The sequence below is a fragment of the Methylobacterium sp. CM6257 genome (assembly GCF_054611515.1).
On sequence record NZ_CM137735.1, the window covers coordinates 666137 to 683692 of the forward strand.

Annotated in this window: 18 protein-coding genes and 1 pseudogene; 10 read left to right on the plus strand and 9 right to left on the minus strand. The window is 67.5% G+C overall.

The genetic code is table 11. The features are described 5' to 3' along the window. Positions 1-70: 70 nt before the first annotated feature. Genes ACYCO6_RS03200 through ACYCO6_RS03210 form a run of 3 tightly spaced genes read right to left on the minus strand, consistent with a single transcriptional unit; the run spans position 71 to position 2209 of the window. A complete protein-coding gene (locus ACYCO6_RS03200; RefSeq protein ID WP_459769224.1) occupies positions 71-973 on the minus strand; it encodes a sigma-70 family RNA polymerase sigma factor in 903 nt (300 codons plus the stop codon). A gap of 46 nt (positions 974-1019) precedes the next feature. Further along, positions 1020-1445 (minus strand): hypothetical protein, encoded by a 426-nt coding sequence (locus ACYCO6_RS03205; protein ID WP_459769226.1) that lies wholly within the window; start codon positions 1443-1445, stop codon positions 1020-1022. Continuing rightward, complete coding sequence (locus ACYCO6_RS03210) at positions 1445-2209, minus strand: SDR family oxidoreductase (protein WP_459769228.1); 765 nt, start codon at positions 2207-2209, stop codon at positions 1445-1447. Before ACYCO6_RS03210 ends, ACYCO6_RS03205 begins: the two co-directional genes overlap by 1 nt. A gap of 187 nt (positions 2210-2396) precedes the next feature. Between ACYCO6_RS03210 and ACYCO6_RS03215 the strand changes: the two genes are divergently transcribed. From ACYCO6_RS03215 to ACYCO6_RS03230, 4 genes are all read left to right on the plus strand, one after another. Then, on the plus strand, positions 2397-3887 hold the full coding sequence (locus ACYCO6_RS03215; RefSeq protein WP_459769230.1) for an adenylate/guanylate cyclase domain-containing protein: 1491 nt from the start codon (positions 2397-2399) through the stop codon (positions 3885-3887). 547 nt (positions 3888-4434) lie between these two features. After that, positions 4435-5271 carry a hypothetical protein gene (locus tag ACYCO6_RS03220; RefSeq protein WP_459769232.1) on the plus strand — a complete coding sequence of 279 codons (837 nt, stop codon included), beginning with the start codon at positions 4435-4437 and terminating at the stop codon, positions 5269-5271. A gap of 95 nt (positions 5272-5366) precedes the next feature. After that, the gene (locus ACYCO6_RS03225; protein ID WP_459769235.1) at positions 5367-5558 is read left to right on the plus strand and encodes a hypothetical protein; all 192 of its coding nucleotides are present in this window, start codon (positions 5367-5369) and stop codon (positions 5556-5558) included. Positions 5559-5830: 272 nt separating this feature from the next. Then, the gene (locus ACYCO6_RS03230) at positions 5831-5992 is read left to right on the plus strand and encodes a hypothetical protein (RefSeq protein ID WP_459769237.1); all 162 of its coding nucleotides are present in this window, start codon (positions 5831-5833) and stop codon (positions 5990-5992) included. Here ACYCO6_RS03230 and ACYCO6_RS03235 read toward each other — a convergent pair. From ACYCO6_RS03235 to ACYCO6_RS03245, 3 genes are all read right to left on the minus strand, one after another. Next, positions 5986-6156: a hypothetical protein gene (locus tag ACYCO6_RS03235; RefSeq protein WP_459769239.1), complete on the minus strand. Its 171-nt coding sequence runs from the start codon at positions 6154-6156 to the stop codon at positions 5986-5988. The genes ACYCO6_RS03230 and ACYCO6_RS03235 overlap by 7 nt on opposite strands. A 150-nt stretch (positions 6157-6306) precedes the next feature. Continuing rightward, entirely contained in the window at positions 6307-6579 is a 273-nt protein-coding gene (locus ACYCO6_RS03240) for a hypothetical protein (protein ID WP_459769241.1), read from the minus strand. Between the two features lie 399 nt (positions 6580-6978). After that, entirely contained in the window at positions 6979-7986 is a 1008-nt protein-coding gene (locus tag ACYCO6_RS03245) for a hypothetical protein (RefSeq protein WP_459769243.1), read from the minus strand. Positions 7987-8336: 350 nt separating this feature from the next. On the opposite strand from ACYCO6_RS03245, the gene ACYCO6_RS03250 reads away from it, so the two are divergent. Beyond that, a complete protein-coding gene (locus ACYCO6_RS03250) occupies positions 8337-10721 on the plus strand; it encodes a type IA DNA topoisomerase (protein WP_459769245.1) in 2385 nt (794 codons plus the stop codon). A 101-nt stretch (positions 10722-10822) separates the two neighbouring features. Here the strand turns inward: ACYCO6_RS03250 and ACYCO6_RS03255 are convergent, their stop codons facing one another. Further along, positions 10823-11191 carry a DUF4186 domain-containing protein gene (locus tag ACYCO6_RS03255; RefSeq protein ID WP_459769247.1) on the minus strand — a complete coding sequence of 123 codons (369 nt, stop codon included), beginning with the start codon at positions 11189-11191 and terminating at the stop codon, positions 10823-10825. A gap of 63 nt (positions 11192-11254) precedes the next feature. Between ACYCO6_RS03255 and ACYCO6_RS03260 the strand changes: the two genes are divergently transcribed. From ACYCO6_RS03260 to ACYCO6_RS03280, 5 genes and pseudogenes are all read left to right on the plus strand, one after another. Further along, the gene (locus ACYCO6_RS03260) at positions 11255-12022 is read left to right on the plus strand and encodes a DUF72 domain-containing protein (RefSeq protein WP_459769250.1); all 768 of its coding nucleotides are present in this window, start codon (positions 11255-11257) and stop codon (positions 12020-12022) included. Between the two features lie 297 nt (positions 12023-12319). Continuing rightward, positions 12320-12532: pseudogene (locus ACYCO6_RS03265) on the plus strand (transporter substrate-binding protein); the annotation flags it as partial. Positions 12533-12620: 88 nt separating this feature from the next. After that, positions 12621-13133 (plus strand): hypothetical protein, encoded by a 513-nt coding sequence (locus ACYCO6_RS03270; protein ID WP_459769252.1) that lies wholly within the window; start codon positions 12621-12623, stop codon positions 13131-13133. Next, on the plus strand, positions 13120-14430 hold the full coding sequence (locus ACYCO6_RS03275) for an amidase (RefSeq protein WP_459769254.1): 1311 nt from the start codon (positions 13120-13122) through the stop codon (positions 14428-14430). Before ACYCO6_RS03270 ends, ACYCO6_RS03275 begins: the two co-directional genes overlap by 14 nt. A 59-nt stretch (positions 14431-14489) precedes the next feature. Next, positions 14490-15725, plus strand: a complete 1236-nt coding sequence (locus ACYCO6_RS03280; RefSeq protein WP_459769256.1) for an amidase — start codon at positions 14490-14492, stop codon at positions 15723-15725. A gap of 304 nt (positions 15726-16029) precedes the next feature. On the opposite strand, the gene ACYCO6_RS03285 is transcribed toward ACYCO6_RS03280, so the two are convergent. Together ACYCO6_RS03285 and ACYCO6_RS03290 are read right to left on the minus strand one after the other, a co-directional pair. Continuing rightward, a complete protein-coding gene (locus ACYCO6_RS03285; RefSeq protein ID WP_459769259.1) occupies positions 16030-16269 on the minus strand; it encodes a DUF2188 domain-containing protein in 240 nt (79 codons plus the stop codon). 210 nt (positions 16270-16479) lie between these two features. Next, entirely contained in the window at positions 16480-17313 is an 834-nt protein-coding gene (locus tag ACYCO6_RS03290; protein ID WP_459773413.1) for an aldo/keto reductase, read from the minus strand. Positions 17314-17556 lie beyond the last annotated feature (243 nt).

Genomic DNA, 17556 nt, shown 5'->3' on the forward strand with positions numbered 1-17556 from the left:
GGCACCCAGGCTCTCTCTGCCTGCCTGGCCACGTCTCATACGACCGGCAGGCCGCAGACCCATCGCTGGATCATTTCCCGAGCGCAGCGGCCACATGCCGAAGCTTATCGGGATTGCGAACCATATAGATCGCAGTGATGCGTCTGTCGCGAACCTCAAGCGCCGTTGTCTGAAGCACACCGCCTCGATCGGCGCTGATGTAGCCCGGCAGTCCGTCGATGATCGCAGTGCGAATAAGGACAGGCTGAAAGTACGTCTTGCCTGAAAGCCCTGCGAAAAGCCGAAGAAGTCGATCGCTGCCGTGAATCACGTTGGGATAGGCGAGAACGCGCCCACCCCCGTCCGACCGGAGTTCGACATCGGTGGCGAGCAACGATGCGAGCGCCGCCGTGTCGCCGTCGCGCGACGCGGTGAAGAAGGCGCGCGCGATCCGATCGGCCTCCGCCGCGTCCACGCGAAATCTTTGACGTCCGGATTCCACGTGCTTGCGGGCGCGCACCGCGAGCTGGCGCACGGCAGCTGGCGCGCGGTCCAGCGTTGCGGCCACTTCGGGCAACGCAACCTCGAACACGTCGTGCAAGAGGAAAGCCGCCCGCTCGAGCGGTGACAGCCGTTCCAGCGCCAGCATCAGCGTCATCGTTACGTCGTCGGCGCCTGTCTCATCCGGCTCGATTGCGCCCATCAGCGGCTCGGGAAGCCAAGCACCGACATAGGTTTCGCGCCGAGCGCGTGCCGATTTCATGTGGTCGAGGCATAGCCGCGTCACGATGCGCGTCAGGTAAGCGGCAGGCGTCGCGACGCTGCCCTGAACGCCTGACCAGCGCAGCCAAGCTTCCTGGACGATGTGTTCGGCCTCGCTCAACGAACCGAGCATGCGATAGCCGAGGCGCAGCAATCTCGGCCGCTGCGCCTCGAACGCCTCAATTCGCGCGGCGTCTCGCGCTGCCGGTTTACCTGAGGATCCGGAGAGCATACCGGCGCTCCTTGATGCCGTCGCGAGATTCCTCGCACGCGGGTTGTTACGTCAGGACCGGACGCCTTTCGGCGGACGCCGGCCTGCGCTCTGCCCAGACGACCAGCGCGGCGGCGATGATCGCCGGCAGCGACACGGCTGGAAAGTCGCGGGCCGGCGCAGACGGCGCGCAGATCCCGACCAGCACCTCCCAGACATGGAAGAGAGCGTGGCCGGAGAGCCAGAGCGCCACGGCGCTCCAGAGAACGATCCGCATGGCCGGCCTCAAGACCCCCACCAACACGGCGCCGCCGAGCAGCACGAAGATGAGGCCGATGTCGTGCAGGAAATGTTGGTTGAACGGGCCGGTGGTGGGTACGCCGGGCACCGTATCGTACCAAGTCATCGGCGCGATGAGCATGAAGAAGCCGTTCGACGCGAGAATGAGCCCGTACAAAGCCGCGGCGGCAAGGCAGGAAGATGAGGCGCGCATCAGGCGCTCCTTCCATTGCCGGCCGAGGCGGTCAGCCAGTCACCGAAGGCCGCGGGCATGATGCGCGCGTTCGCTCCCGGCGTGAGCGTGGTGTCCGTGATCGGAACGCCGAAGTAGGGCGCCCCCGGATCGACGACGATCCGGCGCGGATCGCCGCGGTGACCGAGCCAAGTGCCGACGAACTCGGCGAAAGGCGCGCGTTCCGGCCCGGCGATCTCGACGATGCCGTTGACCGGCTCGGCAAGCACGGCTTCTGCAAGCGCCTGCGCGACGTCACGCGAGGCGATCGGCTGCATCGCCGCCGGAGAGAGGCGGACGAGGTCGCCCCGCGTTCCCTCGTCTGCGATGGCGCCCATGAACTCGAAGAACTGCGTCGCGCGAATGATTGTATAGGGGATGGTCGCCGTCGCGATCAGTCGCTCCTGCGCCAGCTTGGCCTTCAGGTACGCTGGAGCGTGCGGTCTGTCCGTGCCGACCACCGACAGAGCGACGTGGTGGCGAACCCCAGCTTCTGTCTCGGCCTGGAGTAGGTTGCGCCCCGAGGTCTGGAAGAAGGCCAGCACGGCAGTATCCTCGAAGGTTGGCGAGTTGGCGACGTCGATGACGGCCTGCGCGCCGTGCAGCGCCCCGGCGAGCCCCTCGCCGGTCAACGTGTTCACACCCGAGGCGGGCGAGGCCGGTACGGCATCGTGGCCCAGACGGCGCAGATTTGCGACGACCTGACGGCCGATCGGCCCAGTCCCGCCGATGACGACGATCTTCATGGTGTCTCTCGTCTGTTCACACCGGTATCGAAGCCGGCTCATGCTCTGACGAGGCAGCGAACAGTCTTGTGACATCCGCTCGCGAAGGGTGTCCGTCCGGTCGGGCACAGTCTACTCGAGCCCGTCGGCATAGGAACTGCCGGTCACATCATCGCGCGATGTCACAGGCGAGACGGGCATCTCGTCCATGTTGCGCGCGCCGGGCACGAATAGCCTCGGGCGGCAACCCGGTAGCAGCATGGAATTGGGAATGGCCAGGTGGCCGATCTGGTCACCGTCGCTCGGCAAGGTCCGGGCTCGAAGTCCAGGCGCGCGTGCACTCAGTCGGCGTGTTGCGGCGGCGCTTGCCGAAGAGCGCCAGCGCAGCGGGCGGCTTGGCGCGCTCGCGCTCACGCTGGCCTACGTCGTCATCGCGATCTGGTGTGCTCTGGTCCATCCCTGGCCTGGGGCTGTCTTCTACCTCGGCCTCGTGGCTGCCTTCATTGCATTGGCGCTCGCGTGGCGGCGCCTCTCGCTGCGACCTCCACCGTCGTTCATGATCCTTGGATTCGTCCTGGCGAACGCCGCGTTGCTGACAGTTGCGTTGCTCGTGCCGAACCCGCTCGATCCACCACCCTGGCCCATACAGATGAAACTGCGGCTGCCCGCCTTCCCGTTTTTTCTGATGCTGGTCGCTTGGTCGACGTTCACGCTGTCACCGCAGCTCGTGCTCGGCTCAGGGCTGATCGTCGTCGCGGCCTGGAGCGTCGGGGTCGGCATTGTGGCGCTCCAGCCTGAAACCCAACTCGGTTTCGGCTTGCCAGGCACGGGGCCCGCCGCTCTGGCGCACTACCTCGATCCCGCCTTCGTCGATGCCGCCGCTTGGGCGACAAGCGTATTCACAGCCTGTCTGATCACGGGGATCCACGTCGTTGTCGTGTGCCACACGCAGAAATTGGTCGAGGCACAGGCTCGTGTCGAGCGAGCCCGCGATAACCTCGCACGCCACGTCTCTGCCAACCTCATTGACGAACTGGCTGAACTCGACGAGCCGTTCGGCCCTGCTCGGATCCAGAACGCGGCGGTCCTCTTCGCCGACGTGATCGGTTTCACGAGCCTATGCGAGGGACGCTCGCCACAGGCCGTTATGGCGATGCTGCGCGGCTTCCACGAACGCATGGCTGATTGCGTCTTCGAGACCGGAGGAACGCTCGACAAATTCGTGGGCGACAGCGTTATGGCCACCTTCGGAACCCCGAAGTCAGGCCACCGAGACGCCGCCAACGCGCTCGCCTGTGCGCGCAAGATGCTGGCTTGCCTCGACGCTTGGAACACCGAGCGTCGCGCCAACGGCGAGCCGGTTCTTCAAATCGGAATCGGCCTGCATTTCGGGCCGGTTGTGCTGGGCACAATCGGGCACGAGCGGCGGCTCGAATACGCGGTTCTCGGTGATACCGTGAACACTGCAAGTCGTCTCGAGGCGCTGAGCCGCGATCTACAGACGTCGCTTGTGAGCAGCCATGCTCTGATCGAACAGGCTCGCGCCGAGATCGGCGAGGCCTCCGTCCGAGGTCTGCACCGGCACGCACCCGTAACCGTCAGGGGGCGAGTTCAGGCAACGGACGTCTGGATTCTGGCCGAGCAGGAGTGCAAGACCCGGTCTGCGCTTCTCGAGACCAAGTGCGCGACCGCAGGGTGAACCTGGCGAGACTGCAAGCAGTCGGGAGCAGGCATAGCCGCTTGCGGCTAATCTCGTTTGCGCCCCGGATGACCGGATTGGCCGGCGAGCCGTCATTGGATCGCGGTCCGAAATCCGCTATTCAGCTTCGCGTCCGCTGCCGCCGTTCAGGCATGGTCGCCATGATCTCAAAGGCGGACACGGCCTCGGCGGTGGTTCCAGATCTGGATGATGCTGCTTCCGGACCTTGGACCTTGCGAGGTTGAGGATCCGTGCATGACGTGGAGGCGGGCGCAGGCGAGATCACGTTCCGGCGACATAAGCCGGCCTCGAACTGGAAGCTGCGATGTCGCTCTTCTGAAGATGAGCAGTCCTGGAGTCACGTTCCTCGTGCACGTAGGTGAAGCTCCGGGCCTATCAAGCAAAACGCTCAGCTTCGCATAGAAGTGCCGCCAACAAGCTTTGCCATTGACCAAAGCGTGCCGGCGCTACATCCCGCATATCGTTCGGAACCCTTCGCGCGGCAGTGCCGTTTTTGCTGCCATTGCTCGCAGATGAAGGAGCTCCGATGAACAAGATCGCTCTCGTTTCCGCCACCGCTCTGACCGCCCTCGCCATCGCCGCACCGGGTGCACAAGCGCGGCCGCTCGGTGAAGCTGCCGCAGTGGGGGCTGGCGTCGCGGGTTTCGCGGCCGGCACTGCGCTGGGCGCAGCAGCGACCGATGGCTATGTCGGTGATTATGGGTATGGCTACGGTGGTTACGGCTATGACGTGGGCTATCCGGCTTACAGTGGTTATAGCTGGGGTGGCCCGACCTTCGCTGGCTATGCCTGGGAGCCCGCGGGTTACGCCTACCCGGCGACCGAGGAGGTCGACACTACGATTGTGACGCAGCCGCGCACTGTCAGCCGGACAGTCGTGAACGCGGGCTACGCCCCGGCATACCGCGCCGGTTACGGCTACGAGTCTCGTACGATCCGCCGCGGCTACGAGCGGCCGGTCGCGAGACGTGCCTACGGCGAGACCTACGGCTACCGGACTGTGTCGAACCGCGGCTACGACGTAGGGTATCGGCAAAGCATCCGGACGCGCTCGGCTGCGGACCGCACCTTTGCCTACGAGCATGGCCATCGCGGGCGTGAGGGCTTCCGCAGCGCTTCGTTTAGAACCGAGGGACTGAACCACGGCTTCAGAGCTCGGAACGGCATCGAGGCGACTGGGGCGCGCACCAACATGCGCAGCACTGAGCGCGGCTACCGTAACGTGTCGGCCCGAGGCAGCGATACGCTGGATCGGGGTGCGAGCGTCCAGCGCGGTACCGGTATGGCGCGCGACGGCGAGCTGGGCCGCGGGATGCAGGGTAGCCGCTTTGGCGGCCGAGCCTCGCAGCGTGGCTTGGAGTAAAGCTGCAGTAACGTCGACCTTCAACGCGAGCGGTGGGAGACCACCGCCCGCGTTCGTGTCGCCTCATCGCCCCACAAGCAGCCGATCTGCGACCGATGGTCAGCCTAGGCCCTTGCTACGAGCATTCCTGCGCCATCGTCGGTGAGGGCGATCGCGACGGCCATCGCGGTGTTCGCGCCCGCCACCGTGACGACCACCAAGCGGGGGTGCGCGTCATCGAGCGTCGCGATTTTGGCTACTACCGGCGCCACGACCGGAGCGGTTGGGCGGCCATCCAGTCCGAATGAGCCTGGGGTGCCAAGTCGGGTACCCCTCTTCTTCTCTTTTCCCACTCGGATTCTGATCTCCGAGGCTCGGCCTCCCGTAACTACTGCTTCGTCGCCGCGACAGCCAAGCTGAAACCAAAGGCGCCGGGGTCGATTAGTGACGGTAGCCTTTCACATATCACTGGGAACTGGGTCGGCGGACGAGGCGCCGACGGGATCAGAAAGCCATGCGTCAGTACCAGATTCGGCATCCTAACCCCTCCTCAGCCACGCAGGACCCCTGCCTGCATGGGGTGAGCGACGGTCTCGAAGATGCCTACGCCAGTCTGCTGAAGGGCACCCTGCCCGAGGAGTTGAAGCGCCTCGCCACCCGACTTGCCGAGCGGGTCGACACGCCCCGGCAACGCGAGGGGGATGCCCCGGGGCAGGCCCGGGGCGCGCATTCGGGTCAGTGACGCTTGATGATGACCGTCTTGCCGTGGTGGTGATGATGGTGGTGGAACATGCCGTGGTGATGGCCGTGCTTCTTGATGATCACCGTCTTGGCCGAGGCGGGCGTGGCGCTCATGGCGGCGGCAAGGGCCAGGGCGGGAACAAGGGCGGTCAGCGACTTCAGCATGAACGGTCTCCTGGTTGAACCGCCTCCCAAACGCATGAGGGCCAAGCTTGGTTCTGCGGCGGAGTACCGTGGCTCGGCGGACGGCTTTGGTACCCGCAGGATGTGTCGCGGCGGGTACCACAGCCAGGGGACAAATCCCCTCGATACAGATCAGTAGCCGTAGCCGTAGGGGCGGCCGTAGCCATAGCCGCGGCCGTATCCGAACCGGCTCGGGCGATAGGCGTAACCGTGCCGCGGGCCGTATCCGTAACCGTAATGGCGGTGACGGTAGGCGTGAGAGGCCAGGGCTCCAGCCGCGAGGCCGCCCACGACACCGGCAGCGATGGCTCCCTCGCCCCTGGCCTGCGCGGGCGCGCTTCCGATGGTCCCGAGCCCGAGCAGGGCTGCAACGGCTAAGGCGCCGATCTTGGTCGAGCTGTTCACGGTTTTGCTCCGTTTCAATGTGTGGCGCGCAAGATCTCATCGGACGACGCGAGGCCGTCTCGTGGGAAGCCTTTCGAATTGAGGAAGGCCAGTGCTTGCGTTTCCGCCAATACGCAGGAGCGCGGATTTCGGTTCCACGCGATCATCGCGGTGCGTACTCGGGCGCAGTTCCGCCGCATCGTTTATGCCTGTGATGATACGCACGGGTTCCATCCGAACCGGGGTATTGGTTATCCCTGCCCGCTCGTTCGGAACCGGAACGGCGACTTTCGGCCATGTGTGGTCACCGGCACGTGCGTTCCTGCGGCAGTGTTGGGTAGAGGCTGTGTGAAGACGCGATCTTGTCTGGAGCTATGATGGCGTGCGGAGCGCCGCGTGTCTCAGGTCAAGGCGTGCGGATCATCGCGCGGGCGCCGTTCTGGGCCGACGAGCATCGCGCACCGACTGCAGCGTCTCGCGCCTGATCATCCACTGCCCACGTACACCGCTCGGCACCAGAATGCCTTGCCGCGACAGCGCCATAGCCCACGCCGTGATGGCCGAACCCGGTGGAGCGAAGGCGGGGAGGGCGGCGCGCAAGGCTGCCTCTTCAGCGCCTGAGAGCTGGCGGAATTGACTTCGCAGCCAAGCCCGCTCCCGCACCTGACGCAGGGCCGCTTCCACGTTCACCGCGCAGGAGCTGCCGATGAGCGCACGATCGAGCGCGGTCATGAGGATCAGGGCCTGCCAATCCTGGGGTGGGACGCTGAAGCAGCCAATACCCGCAACCTCGAGCCCGATAGCTCGCGACAGACCATCAGCCTGGATCTGGCGCGGCGCCAAGCTCTTGACGCTCATCACCGATACCTCCCGGCAGGCCATCGCATAGGCCCGCCCGAGGGCGATTGTGGGCCGCCCGGGCGGTCGGGTCGGTTGGACGGCAATGTCTGGTCCTGTGGTAGGCGCAAGCCCCAGCTTCGGATTGTGCAGCCACTGCCGCGGAGCGTGGAGGACGATCGCGTCCTCCAGCTCTCGTCGCGGAACGCTATGCGGCAGACGGGACAGGTCAATCTCGACTGCAGCAAGGCCCAGATCGGCGATCCGGGCGATCTTGTCGGGGCCACAGGCGTGCGTGACGTGAAGTTCGACCAGCAGATCTCGGTTCGCGCGGCGTACGATCACGTCCGGCACGACGGGTCCGAGCCGATGTTCCAGGACCGCAGCGTCGAACTGATAGATCCCGCCCGTGTAGAGGGGCCGCTGCTCACCATCGCGGAGCAGGGGAGGGAGGGCGAACGCCAGCCTGGAGGCGAGCAGCTCCTTTGCAAACCGGTGCAGGGCCGATTCCGCGCCGCTGTGACAGGGGCGCTCTCCGGCCGCGCCATGATGCCCGAAGTGGTGCTCCACCTGGTCACCTTTGCGGGCCACCAGCGGCGTTCCACAGCCCGGGCAGCGACAGCCGCATGCCAGACCGGAGCGGACTTCCGAGATATGTGCGAGGCTGCCATCGACACGTTCCCCGAAGGCAAGGCTCTCAGGCATCCACGATGCCCGCTGTCCATTTTGCATGGAGGTCCTTCGTGCAGAGATCTCCCAGCCATGTCGGCAGTGGACGTTGCGACCCTGCGGCTCCAGCGCCCGCACCCGCGGACGGCAACTGCCGGCACTCGGCGCCAGTCCCGCCTTCCTCGACCCGAGCGGCAGTTGCCTGCGGGCCCATTTTAGAACAAAATGTGAACCAACGACTCGGCGCAGCGAGAGCCTCCGCGGTCAGTAACATGCCTAATCCGAGTTCCGGCCGCACGCTGTTCTTCTTCGAGAAGCCCTCGGCAATGCGTCAGCTGCAGCGCTTCTTTCGCTCCCCGAACACCGTCTGCGTGGCCGCCGAGGGACACCTGCTGTCGGCCGAGGAACCGGGCAGCATCCGGCCGGAGTGGAAGCCTTGGCGTTTCGACGCACTACCCATCGTGCTTGCCACCATCCCGGTCAGCTGTGGCACAAATCGGTCCGGCCAGTCGCACGAGCCGAAGATCGCTGCGATCAGGCAGGCGCTGAGCGGCGTCGAGCGCGTGATCATCGCCACGGATCCCGGGCGTGAGGGTTCGATGATCGCCTGGGAGGTGCTGGAGCACCTCGGGTGGCGTGGCCGGGTTGACCGGCTCAAGCTCGGTGCACTCGACGACGTCTCGATCCGCCGCGCCTTCGCCGCGCTGGCGCAGGAACCCGGTTCGGGTGAGCGCGACTATGCTGCCTACCTTGAAGCGCTCTGCCGGCAGTACGAGGATTACCACCTCGGTCTGAACGGCACACGGGCCATCTCGCTGCGCCTGCGGCCGCCTGCCTTCCGTGAGCCCTGGCGCTTTGGCGGCGTGCAGACGCCCACCCTCGCCATCCTGGCGGACCTCGAGGAGCGCATTCGCACATTCGTGCCGCAGGACTTCTTCAAGGTTGCTTTACACCTGAGCACCGACTCCGGTGCCGAACTGACCCTGTGGCACGCCCCCAAGGAGCGGATCCTCGATGCGGCGATTGCAGAGACGATCCGAACAGCCGCCGCGACGTGGTCGGGGCCCCTGGCGGTCGAGAACAAGGACGTGCGGCGCGCACCGCCTCGGCTGTTCTCGAAGGACACGCTGGCGCGGCGCTGCGCCAAGCGCTTCGGCTGGGACCCGCAGCACACGGCCGGTCTCGCCCAGGACCTCTACGATCAGGGCTACCTCAGCTACCCGCGAACCGAGTCCGAGTACCTGCCGGACGGGCAGGCCGGTGACGCCGCCGCGGTGATCGCGGCCGTGGCCTCCGTGCTCACCGACCTGCGCAGCCTCATGGCACTGGACGAGGCGCCTCTGATCCGGCACGGCGCCAAGGGGCATTATGTCAAGGACCCGGGCGAGCACCACGCCATCGTACCCTTGCGCAAAGTGCCTGAGCGCAGCCGCCTCTCAGCCGATCAGTTCCGCCTGTGGGAGCTTGTCGCGAAAGCTTACCTCGCCGCGCACCTCCCCGACGGCGTCGATGCCCGCACGAGCGTCGGCGCCGAGGTAGCGACGCCGCTGGGTCCGAAGCGGTTCGGAGTGTCGGGCAGCGTCGTGCGTGCGCCGGGCTGGCGTGCAGTCTACGGCGGCGAGGCTGAGCTGGAAGCGGACATCGTGCCCGGCAAGGTGAAGCGCGAGGCCGAAGCAACCTCCGCGCGCCTGCCGGCCGTGAGCGACGGCGAAGGCGCGTCGGCCGGGTCGGCGGTCGTCGCCACCGCGAAGACTGAGCCGCCGCGGCGGATCACCCGCGGCGAGTTGCCCGTGGTGATGGGCCGGCTCATCGACCAAGTCGATGACCCCGCGGTCAAGCGCGCCCTGGAGAACCCCGTCAACCCGAACGAGCCCAAGGGCCTCGGCACGGCCGCGACCCGCGACACGATCCTGCCCAAGCTCCTGAAGAGCCGCTACATCACGCTTTCGAATGGCAAGGATCCGGCCATCGCGGTCACCGAGGTGGGGCTGGCCTTTATCACGGCGGTGCGACGCGTGTTCCCGGCCTATGGCGATCCGGTGGGTCGAGCCGTGTTCGAGGCAGAGCTGGCAGAGATCGGGCGTGCGGCCACGCGCGCCGAGGCCGTCCAGCGCGCGAACGCCTTCCGGCAGCGCACGCGCGCGCGCCTCGACGAACTGATCGCTGCGATCTCGAACTCGTCGGTGGTCAGCCTCGATGCCAGCCTGATCCCGTCCAGTCAGGCCGACAATCGGCCACCGACGCCGGCCATGATGTCGTTCGCGGTGAGCTTGGCCGAGCGCAAGGGGTTGAAGCTGCCCCGCGGCTGCAAGAGCAGCATCAGCATCTGCCGAACCTTCCTGGACACCCATGCCCGACCGCGTGAGCTACAGGAGGGCAGCACCGACCGAGCCGGTACACCGCGCTCCCCGAGCGCGGCGATGTTGAGCTACGCTCGCAATCTGGCGAAGCAGCGAGGCATCGCCTGCCCGCCGGAAATCGAGACGAGCTTCGAGGCATGCCGGCGCTTCCTCGATGCGCACGCCTCTCGGCCGCAGCAGCGGTCGGGAACTGCAAGTCTTGGGGCAGGGAAGGGCAGAGAGCCGGCCGAACGCGGGTACCGGCAGAGCAGGGTAGCCGGTGTGCCGCGAAAGGCCACCGTACGACGCCGAGCCTGAACAGACCGGCTGCGGACCTCCGAAGCCCGGTTCTCCGTCGCGGCTCTTCGCACCACCTCGCGCCGCTTGTGCCTTCGCCGCGCGTCCGAGCGCAGCTTGGGTCACGGGCCTGCGCCATCGACGGACTGCAAGCTGAGCCACCGCCCGATCGCCGCGACGACGTGCGCCTGTTCGGCAGGGGTTAATTCCCGTCCAGGCGGTATGGCGTGCCACTTCGCCAGGCAGCCACGGCAGCAGGTCGCCGTCGCATGCTGCGCCGTGAAGACCGGATGGCCGCGGAAAGGCGTCTGCTTGCCGTCGTTCCTCGGCTCTGCCGGAGCAAGGCGCCGGTTCACGAAATCCCGTGCATGTTCCAGGACCGTTGCGAGGCCCTTCTCCCGCAGATAGGTCCGATCGGCCGCCGCAAGCCGGAATCGCTGACGGAACGCGGAGCGCGGGAGCCGTTCGAAAACTTCTTCAAGTGCCCGCATGCCACACCTACCCGAGCACCTGCCGGTCCCGCCGGCAGGGATCTTGGCCCATTCCTGGATCTGATGCGTACACCAGACCCTATTGCGATCGGAACGGCGGGCTGGAGCCTCCCGAAAGCCTATGCGCCTCTGTTCCCGGAACCCGGCAGCCACTTGGAGCGGTACGGGCAGCGCTTCTCTGCGGTCGAGATCAACACGTCCTTCTATCGGCCACACCGCATCTCGACCTACGAGAAGTGGGCCGCCGCGGTGCCGGACGGGTTCCGTTTCGCCGTGAAGGTGCCTCGGACGATTACACATGAGCGGCGCCTGATCGATGTGGACGAACTCCTGGCTCGGTTCCTGGCGGAGGTGGCGGGCCTCGGCCCGAAGCTCGGGCCATTGCTCGTTCAGCTGCCACCGAGTCTACCGTTCGACAGAACGTCCGCTGGGCCGTTCCTGGCGACCTTCAGGCGAAGCTTTCGAGGCGATATCGTCTGTGAACCGCGGCACGCGACCTGGTTTGCACCGGACGTCGATCAGTTCGTTCGCGAATTTGAGATCGCTCGCGTCGCTGCCGATCCTCCGCCGGTCCGGGGTGCCGACAGGCCGGGCGGTTGGCTGGATCTCGCCTATCATCGACTCCATGGCTCGCCGCGGATCTACCGCTCAGCCTATGCACCGCCCGTTCTCACCCGGATCGCAGAGCGCCTGCACCGGCAGAGAGCTCTCGGACGTCGCGCGTGGTGCATCTTCGACAACACCGCGGAGTTTGCGGCTATCGGGAACGCCCTGGACACTCTTGCCCAGATCGCATCCAGCAAGTCGCAGGAGCCCCCCGGCGGAGGATAGCCCTGCGCCAGAAACGATAATTTTGACGGTCTCGGCGGCGGACCGCCCGTCACGCGCAAAAGTGCCGCCAATATGCGCATGGCCCGCGCCGCCCTGCAGCCTCTTTGACCTTCCCGTCTCCCAAACCTCGGCCGACAATCGGGCGGTCCATCCACGGGAGCTTCGGGGTCGATGACGCATCTCACGCGGCGCAGCTTCGTCGGCACTGCGGCGCTGCTCGCGGCGCCGGCCATCATCCGGCCAGCCTTCGCCGCCGACACCGTCAAGCTCGGCTGCCTGTTCTCGTCGTCCGGCACGATGGCCAATATCGAGGGCTGGTTGAACCACGTGGTCCGCATGGCCGCCGACGAGATCAACGGAAGCGGCGGCGTCAACGGTCGCCCGATCGAGGTGCTGACCTCTGATCCCGCCACGGATCGGCCGCTCTACGCACAGGTCGGCCGGCAGATGCTCCAGCAGGAGAAGGTCGCGGCCCAGTTCGCCTGCTGGACGTCCGTGTCGCGCAAGTCGGTGCTGCCGGTCGTCGAGCAGGATGACGGGTTCCCGTTTTACCCAATCCATTTCGAGGGGCGACGAGAATTCCAAGAACGCCGCCTACATGAGCTCGCCGCCCGCGAGTTCGGTGCTGCCGGCGGTCGATTACCTGATGGGCTCGGACGAGGCCGGCGCGAAGCGCTTCTTCATGATCGGCTCGGACTACGCCTGGCCGCGCACGATCAACAAGCAGTTGAACGGTCCTTATGCCTTCTCGGCCGTCGGCGCCCCCAAAGACGTGGATCCGGCCGTCGCCCAGGCCTTCGTGGTCAGGATGCAGGCGGCGATCCGGCCGATGCATGCGGAGCCCGCCAAGGCCGTGGCGGCCGCCAAGCGCAAATCTCCGACCCTCGATCCCGCCGTGGTCGAGGCGGCGATCAAGCGCATGTTGGTGGAAAAGGTGTATCCGGACAGCGTCGACATCACCCAGGAGGCGATGACACTCGGCCTCGACACGCAGATCGCGCTTGGCAATCTCGCGGTGCAGCCCGATTACGCCACCTTCGGCCCGCGACTTCATCACGAAGGCGCTCGCCGGGAACTGAGAACAGGCGCGGGACACGATGACGATGCATGAACTCGGGCTCATCGAGGCCGTCCGGGCGATCCGGGCCGGGCGGATCGACCCCTTCGCCTACGCCGCCGCGCTGCACGCCCGGGCGCGCGAACTGAACCCGGCGCTCCGCGCCTTCACGGTGCTGGCCGAGCCGGAGGCACCCGCCGGCGGTCCCCTCGGCGGCATCCCGGTGGCAGTGAAGGACATCATTGCGACCCGCGACCTGCCGACCACGAATGGATCGCCGATCTACGAAGGCCACGTGCCCGCCTCCGACGCCTGGGTGGTGGCGCGCCTGCGCGATCTCGGCGCCTCGGTGCTCGGCAAGACGGTGACCACGGAATTCGCCTGGCGGCAGCCGGGCCCGACGCATAATCCCTGGCGGCTCGGCCACACGCCGGGCGGCTCGTCGAGCGGCTCGGCCGCCGCGGTCGCGGCCGGGCTGACGCCCCTGGCGCTGGGGAGCCAGACCTTCGGCTCGGTGATCCGTCCCGCCGCCTTCTGCGGCGTGGTGGGGTTCAAGCCGAGCTACGGCGCCATGCCGCGCACCGGCGTGCACCCGCTGGCCCCGGCCCTCGACCATGTCGGCGTCTTCACGCGCTCGGTCGCGGACGCGGCTTACGCCCTGGCGCTCCTCGCGGGCGCCAGCGACACCGATCCGCACGGCCGGCCGCTGCCGCCCTTCGTCCTTGATCCGGAGGCCGGCCTCGAACCCGTCCCCGCGCCGCGCCTCGGCCTCCTGCGGATCGGTCTCTGGGATTCGGCGGACCCGGCGGCGCTCGCCTGCCTTGAGGCCGCCGCGACCCAGTTCCGCGATGCGGGCGGGCGTGTCGAGCTTCTGACCCTCCCGGAGCGCTTCGCCGGCATGGCGGAGGCGGCACGCACCATCCTCGCCTGCGAGGCCGCGGCGATCTTTGGACCCCTGATCGCGGCCCATCCGGACAAGATCAGCGAACACCTGCGCGACCTCGTGCGCGAGGGGACGGCGATCGCGGCGCCCACGTATATCGCGGCGCTGCGGCTTCAGGCGGAGCTGCGCCCTGCCTTTGCGGTGGCGCTCGACGGGTTCGACGCGGTGCTGACCCTGCCGGCGCCAGGACCCGCCCCAGAGGGACTGGCCTATACGGGCGACCCGTCCTTCTGCGTGCCCTTCACCCTTCTCGGGGTTCCCTGCCTCACGCTGCCGGCCGGCGAAACCTCCGGCCTGCCACTGGGCGTCCAACTCGTCGCGCCCTACCGCAACGATCTGCGCCTCCTGCGGATCGCGCGCTGGTGCGAGAGGGTGCTCGCCCGGCCGATCCGCTTTCCGGCCCTCTGACGGTCCTCCCAGGCAACGCGGCCGCGCCGGCGCGGCCGCCCCAGGCTTTTCAGGTTCCCATGCTGTCTCTGCTGTCCCTCCGCGCCCGCATCGACGCGGGCACTTTGACGCCGGACGCGTCGATCCGCCTCTGCCGCGAGGCGATCGCGGCGCGCGAGCCCGAGATCGGTGCCCTCGTCAGCCTTGACGAGGCTCCCGCGGTGCCGGCCTCCGGCCCGCTCGCCGGCATCCCCTTCGGCGTGAAGGATGTCATCGACACCGCCGATCTGCCGACCCAGATGGGCTCCGCGATCTACGAAGGGTGGCGCCCGAAAGCGGATGCGCCGGCGGTGGCTCAACTCCGGGCGCTCGGCGGCGTCGCGCTCGCCAAGACCACCACGACCGCCTTCGCCTTCATGGACCCGACTCGGACGCGCAATCCGAACGCGCCGGGCCGCACGCCGGGCGGATCCTCCGCCGGGTCGGCTGCCGCAGTCGCGGCCGGGATCCTGCCGCTCGCCCTCGGCACTCAGACCGGCGGCTCGGTGATCCGCCCGGCCGCTTTCTGCGGCGTCGTGGGGGTCAAGCCCTCGTTCCGGCTGCTGCCCACGGTGGGCATGAAATGCTTCTCGTGGAGCCTCGACACGCTCGGGCTGTTCGCCGCGGGCGTCGCCGACGCGGCGCACGCGCTGGCGCTCCTGGCGGATCGTCCGGAGATCGAGCGGTTCGACGGGGCCGCCCCGCGCATCGGCGTCGTCGTGCCGGATTTCTGCGCCGCGCCCGAGCCCGAGGGTGCGGCGGCCCTCCAGGCAGCGGCTCGGGCGGCCGAGGGGGCGGGCGCGCAGGTCGTCCCCATGACGCTGCCGAGCCTCTACACCGAAGCCTTCGCCCTGCATGGCACGATCCAGGATTTCGAGGGCATCCGCGCTCTCGCCTGGGAGTACACGCATCGCCGTGATGCGCTGACACCGATGCTGCGCGCGCAACTTGATGCGGCCGGCGGCATCTCAGCCGAGGCTTACGACGCCGCGCGCCGCCTCGTGCGCCGGGCCCGACGCGGCTTCCGGGAGGTGCTGGCCGAGCGGGGCGTCGACGTGATCCTCACGCCGCCCGCGCCCGGCGCCGCGCCAGAGGGCTACGCCACGACCGGAGACTCCCGCTTCAACCGCCTCTGGACGCTTCTCGGCGTGCCCTGTGTGACGGTGCCGGTGCCCGGCAATGAGGCGCCGCTCGGCGTGCAGGTGGTGACGGCTTTCGGCGATGACGGACGCGCGCTCGCGGCGGCCCGCTTCGTCGAACGGGCACTCGAGCGGTGAGGAGGCGCCCGGTCCCAGGGCGGACCCGCATCCGCCCCCGGCCCGGGCGCTGTGCCCGCGCCGATCTGCGCGGCGGTTGCGGCGTGTCCGCTTCGCCGTCCCAGTCGCTCCAGAGCGGTCGGGCGGCCCTCGACCGGATCCAGCCGGTCGCTTGGCGCCTGCTCAAGCCCTGAGTGGCCGCGCCCCGCTGCTGCATTGCCGCGGCGATCGCGTCGGAAACCGCGCTGACCTCCAAGATGCGCATGCTGGTCAAGCCGATCGCCGGCACCCCAGGGACGATGCTATGAACTGCGAACTCTCGCGATCAGTCTTCAACATTCGTCTGCGGCCGATCACTGCCTCGGACGGTCTCGTCGTGCCATTTGTATTTGTCATCCTCGTAGCTGATCACCGTATCGTCATCCGGAGCTCGTTGCTCCGCCGCGGCACGTTCGGCGGCCGCATGAGCGTCGCTCCGGGTCGGGAAGGTCTCAGAGAACACATCGCCAACCCTGTAGGCCCAACCTCCATCGTGCTCGACGATCCGGTACGTCACGAGTGCCATAGCGATTCCTCTGTTCAGGTTGCAGCACCCCGGTAAACGGCTTCTCCGCTCAAGAACGACGTGGCCCCACCTCTCGATGGCTTCCCGCATGACGCCCCTGCCACGCGGCCGACCTGCCGAGATCGGGCGGGTCCGTGCGGGCCGCGCGTCCGAGCGCTCCACGTTCGACCACCTCATGATTGCCGTGGCGGCGCGGAATTCAAGGCAGGCTCAGGCTGGGAAAGCCGCATCCAGATACTGCAACTCGTCGGAGGTCAGCTTCAGATCCATGGCGGCCGCGTTTTCTCGCACGTGAGCGGGCGAACCCGATTCAGGAATCGCGATGGCTTGTCCCCGGCGTAGCACCCAGGCCAAGGCGACCGCCGCTGGCGCCTGCCCATGCGCCGAGGCGACCCGCAGCACGGCCGGGTGCCGCAGGACTTCGGAGCCCTGACCGCCCAGGGGAGAATAGGCCATGATGGGCATGCGGTGCTGTGCGCACCAGGGAAGCAGCGCGCGCTCGACTCTCCGATCGACCAGACTGTAGGCCACTTGGTTGGTCGCGCAGCGCTCTCCGGACGCGACATGGAACAGGTCATCCATGTCGGTGACGCTGAAGTTCGAGACGCCCCAGCGGCGGATGTGGCCATCGGCGCATAACTGTTCGAACGTGTTAACGACCTCTGTCAGGTCTCTCACCCCGTCGCGCCAATGGAGCAGGTAGAGGTCGAGGTGATCCGTGCCGAGTCGCGACAGGCTCGCGGTGCAGGCGCTGCGGATGCCTGCTGCCGTGGCGTGCGCTGGATGAACTTTCGAGACGAGGAAGACGCGTTCGCGCTGCCCGGCGATCACGCGTCCGACGAGTTGCTCGGCCTTGCCATCGCCGTAGACCTCCGCCGTGTCGATGAGCGTCATCCCGAGGGAAAGGCCGAGGCGCAGCGCTTCCTCTTCCGCAGCCGGCGGATGCCGGCCTTGGCCGAGGTGCCACGATCCTTGTCCGAGCGAGGGGACCGTCGTGCCGTCCGGGAGCGAGATTGTCGGAGACGTCGTGCTTGATGCGGGCAGCGAGGCCGCGGCGAGACCGGCACAGCAGAGGCCGAAGCTGCGGCGCGTGAGAGTGCTCATGGCCGGTTCCGATCAGCGAGGAACGCCAGGTCCGACTATAGGTGGGCCGACCCGACCATCAAAGGGGGAGCAGGGGTTTGGAAGCGGCGTGTCCGCTTCATTGTCTCACCGCCTCCAACGCGGACAGGCGGTTTTCGAGCCTCGACGGTCGATCAGGTTCGGTGAGCAGATCCTAAACGGTCG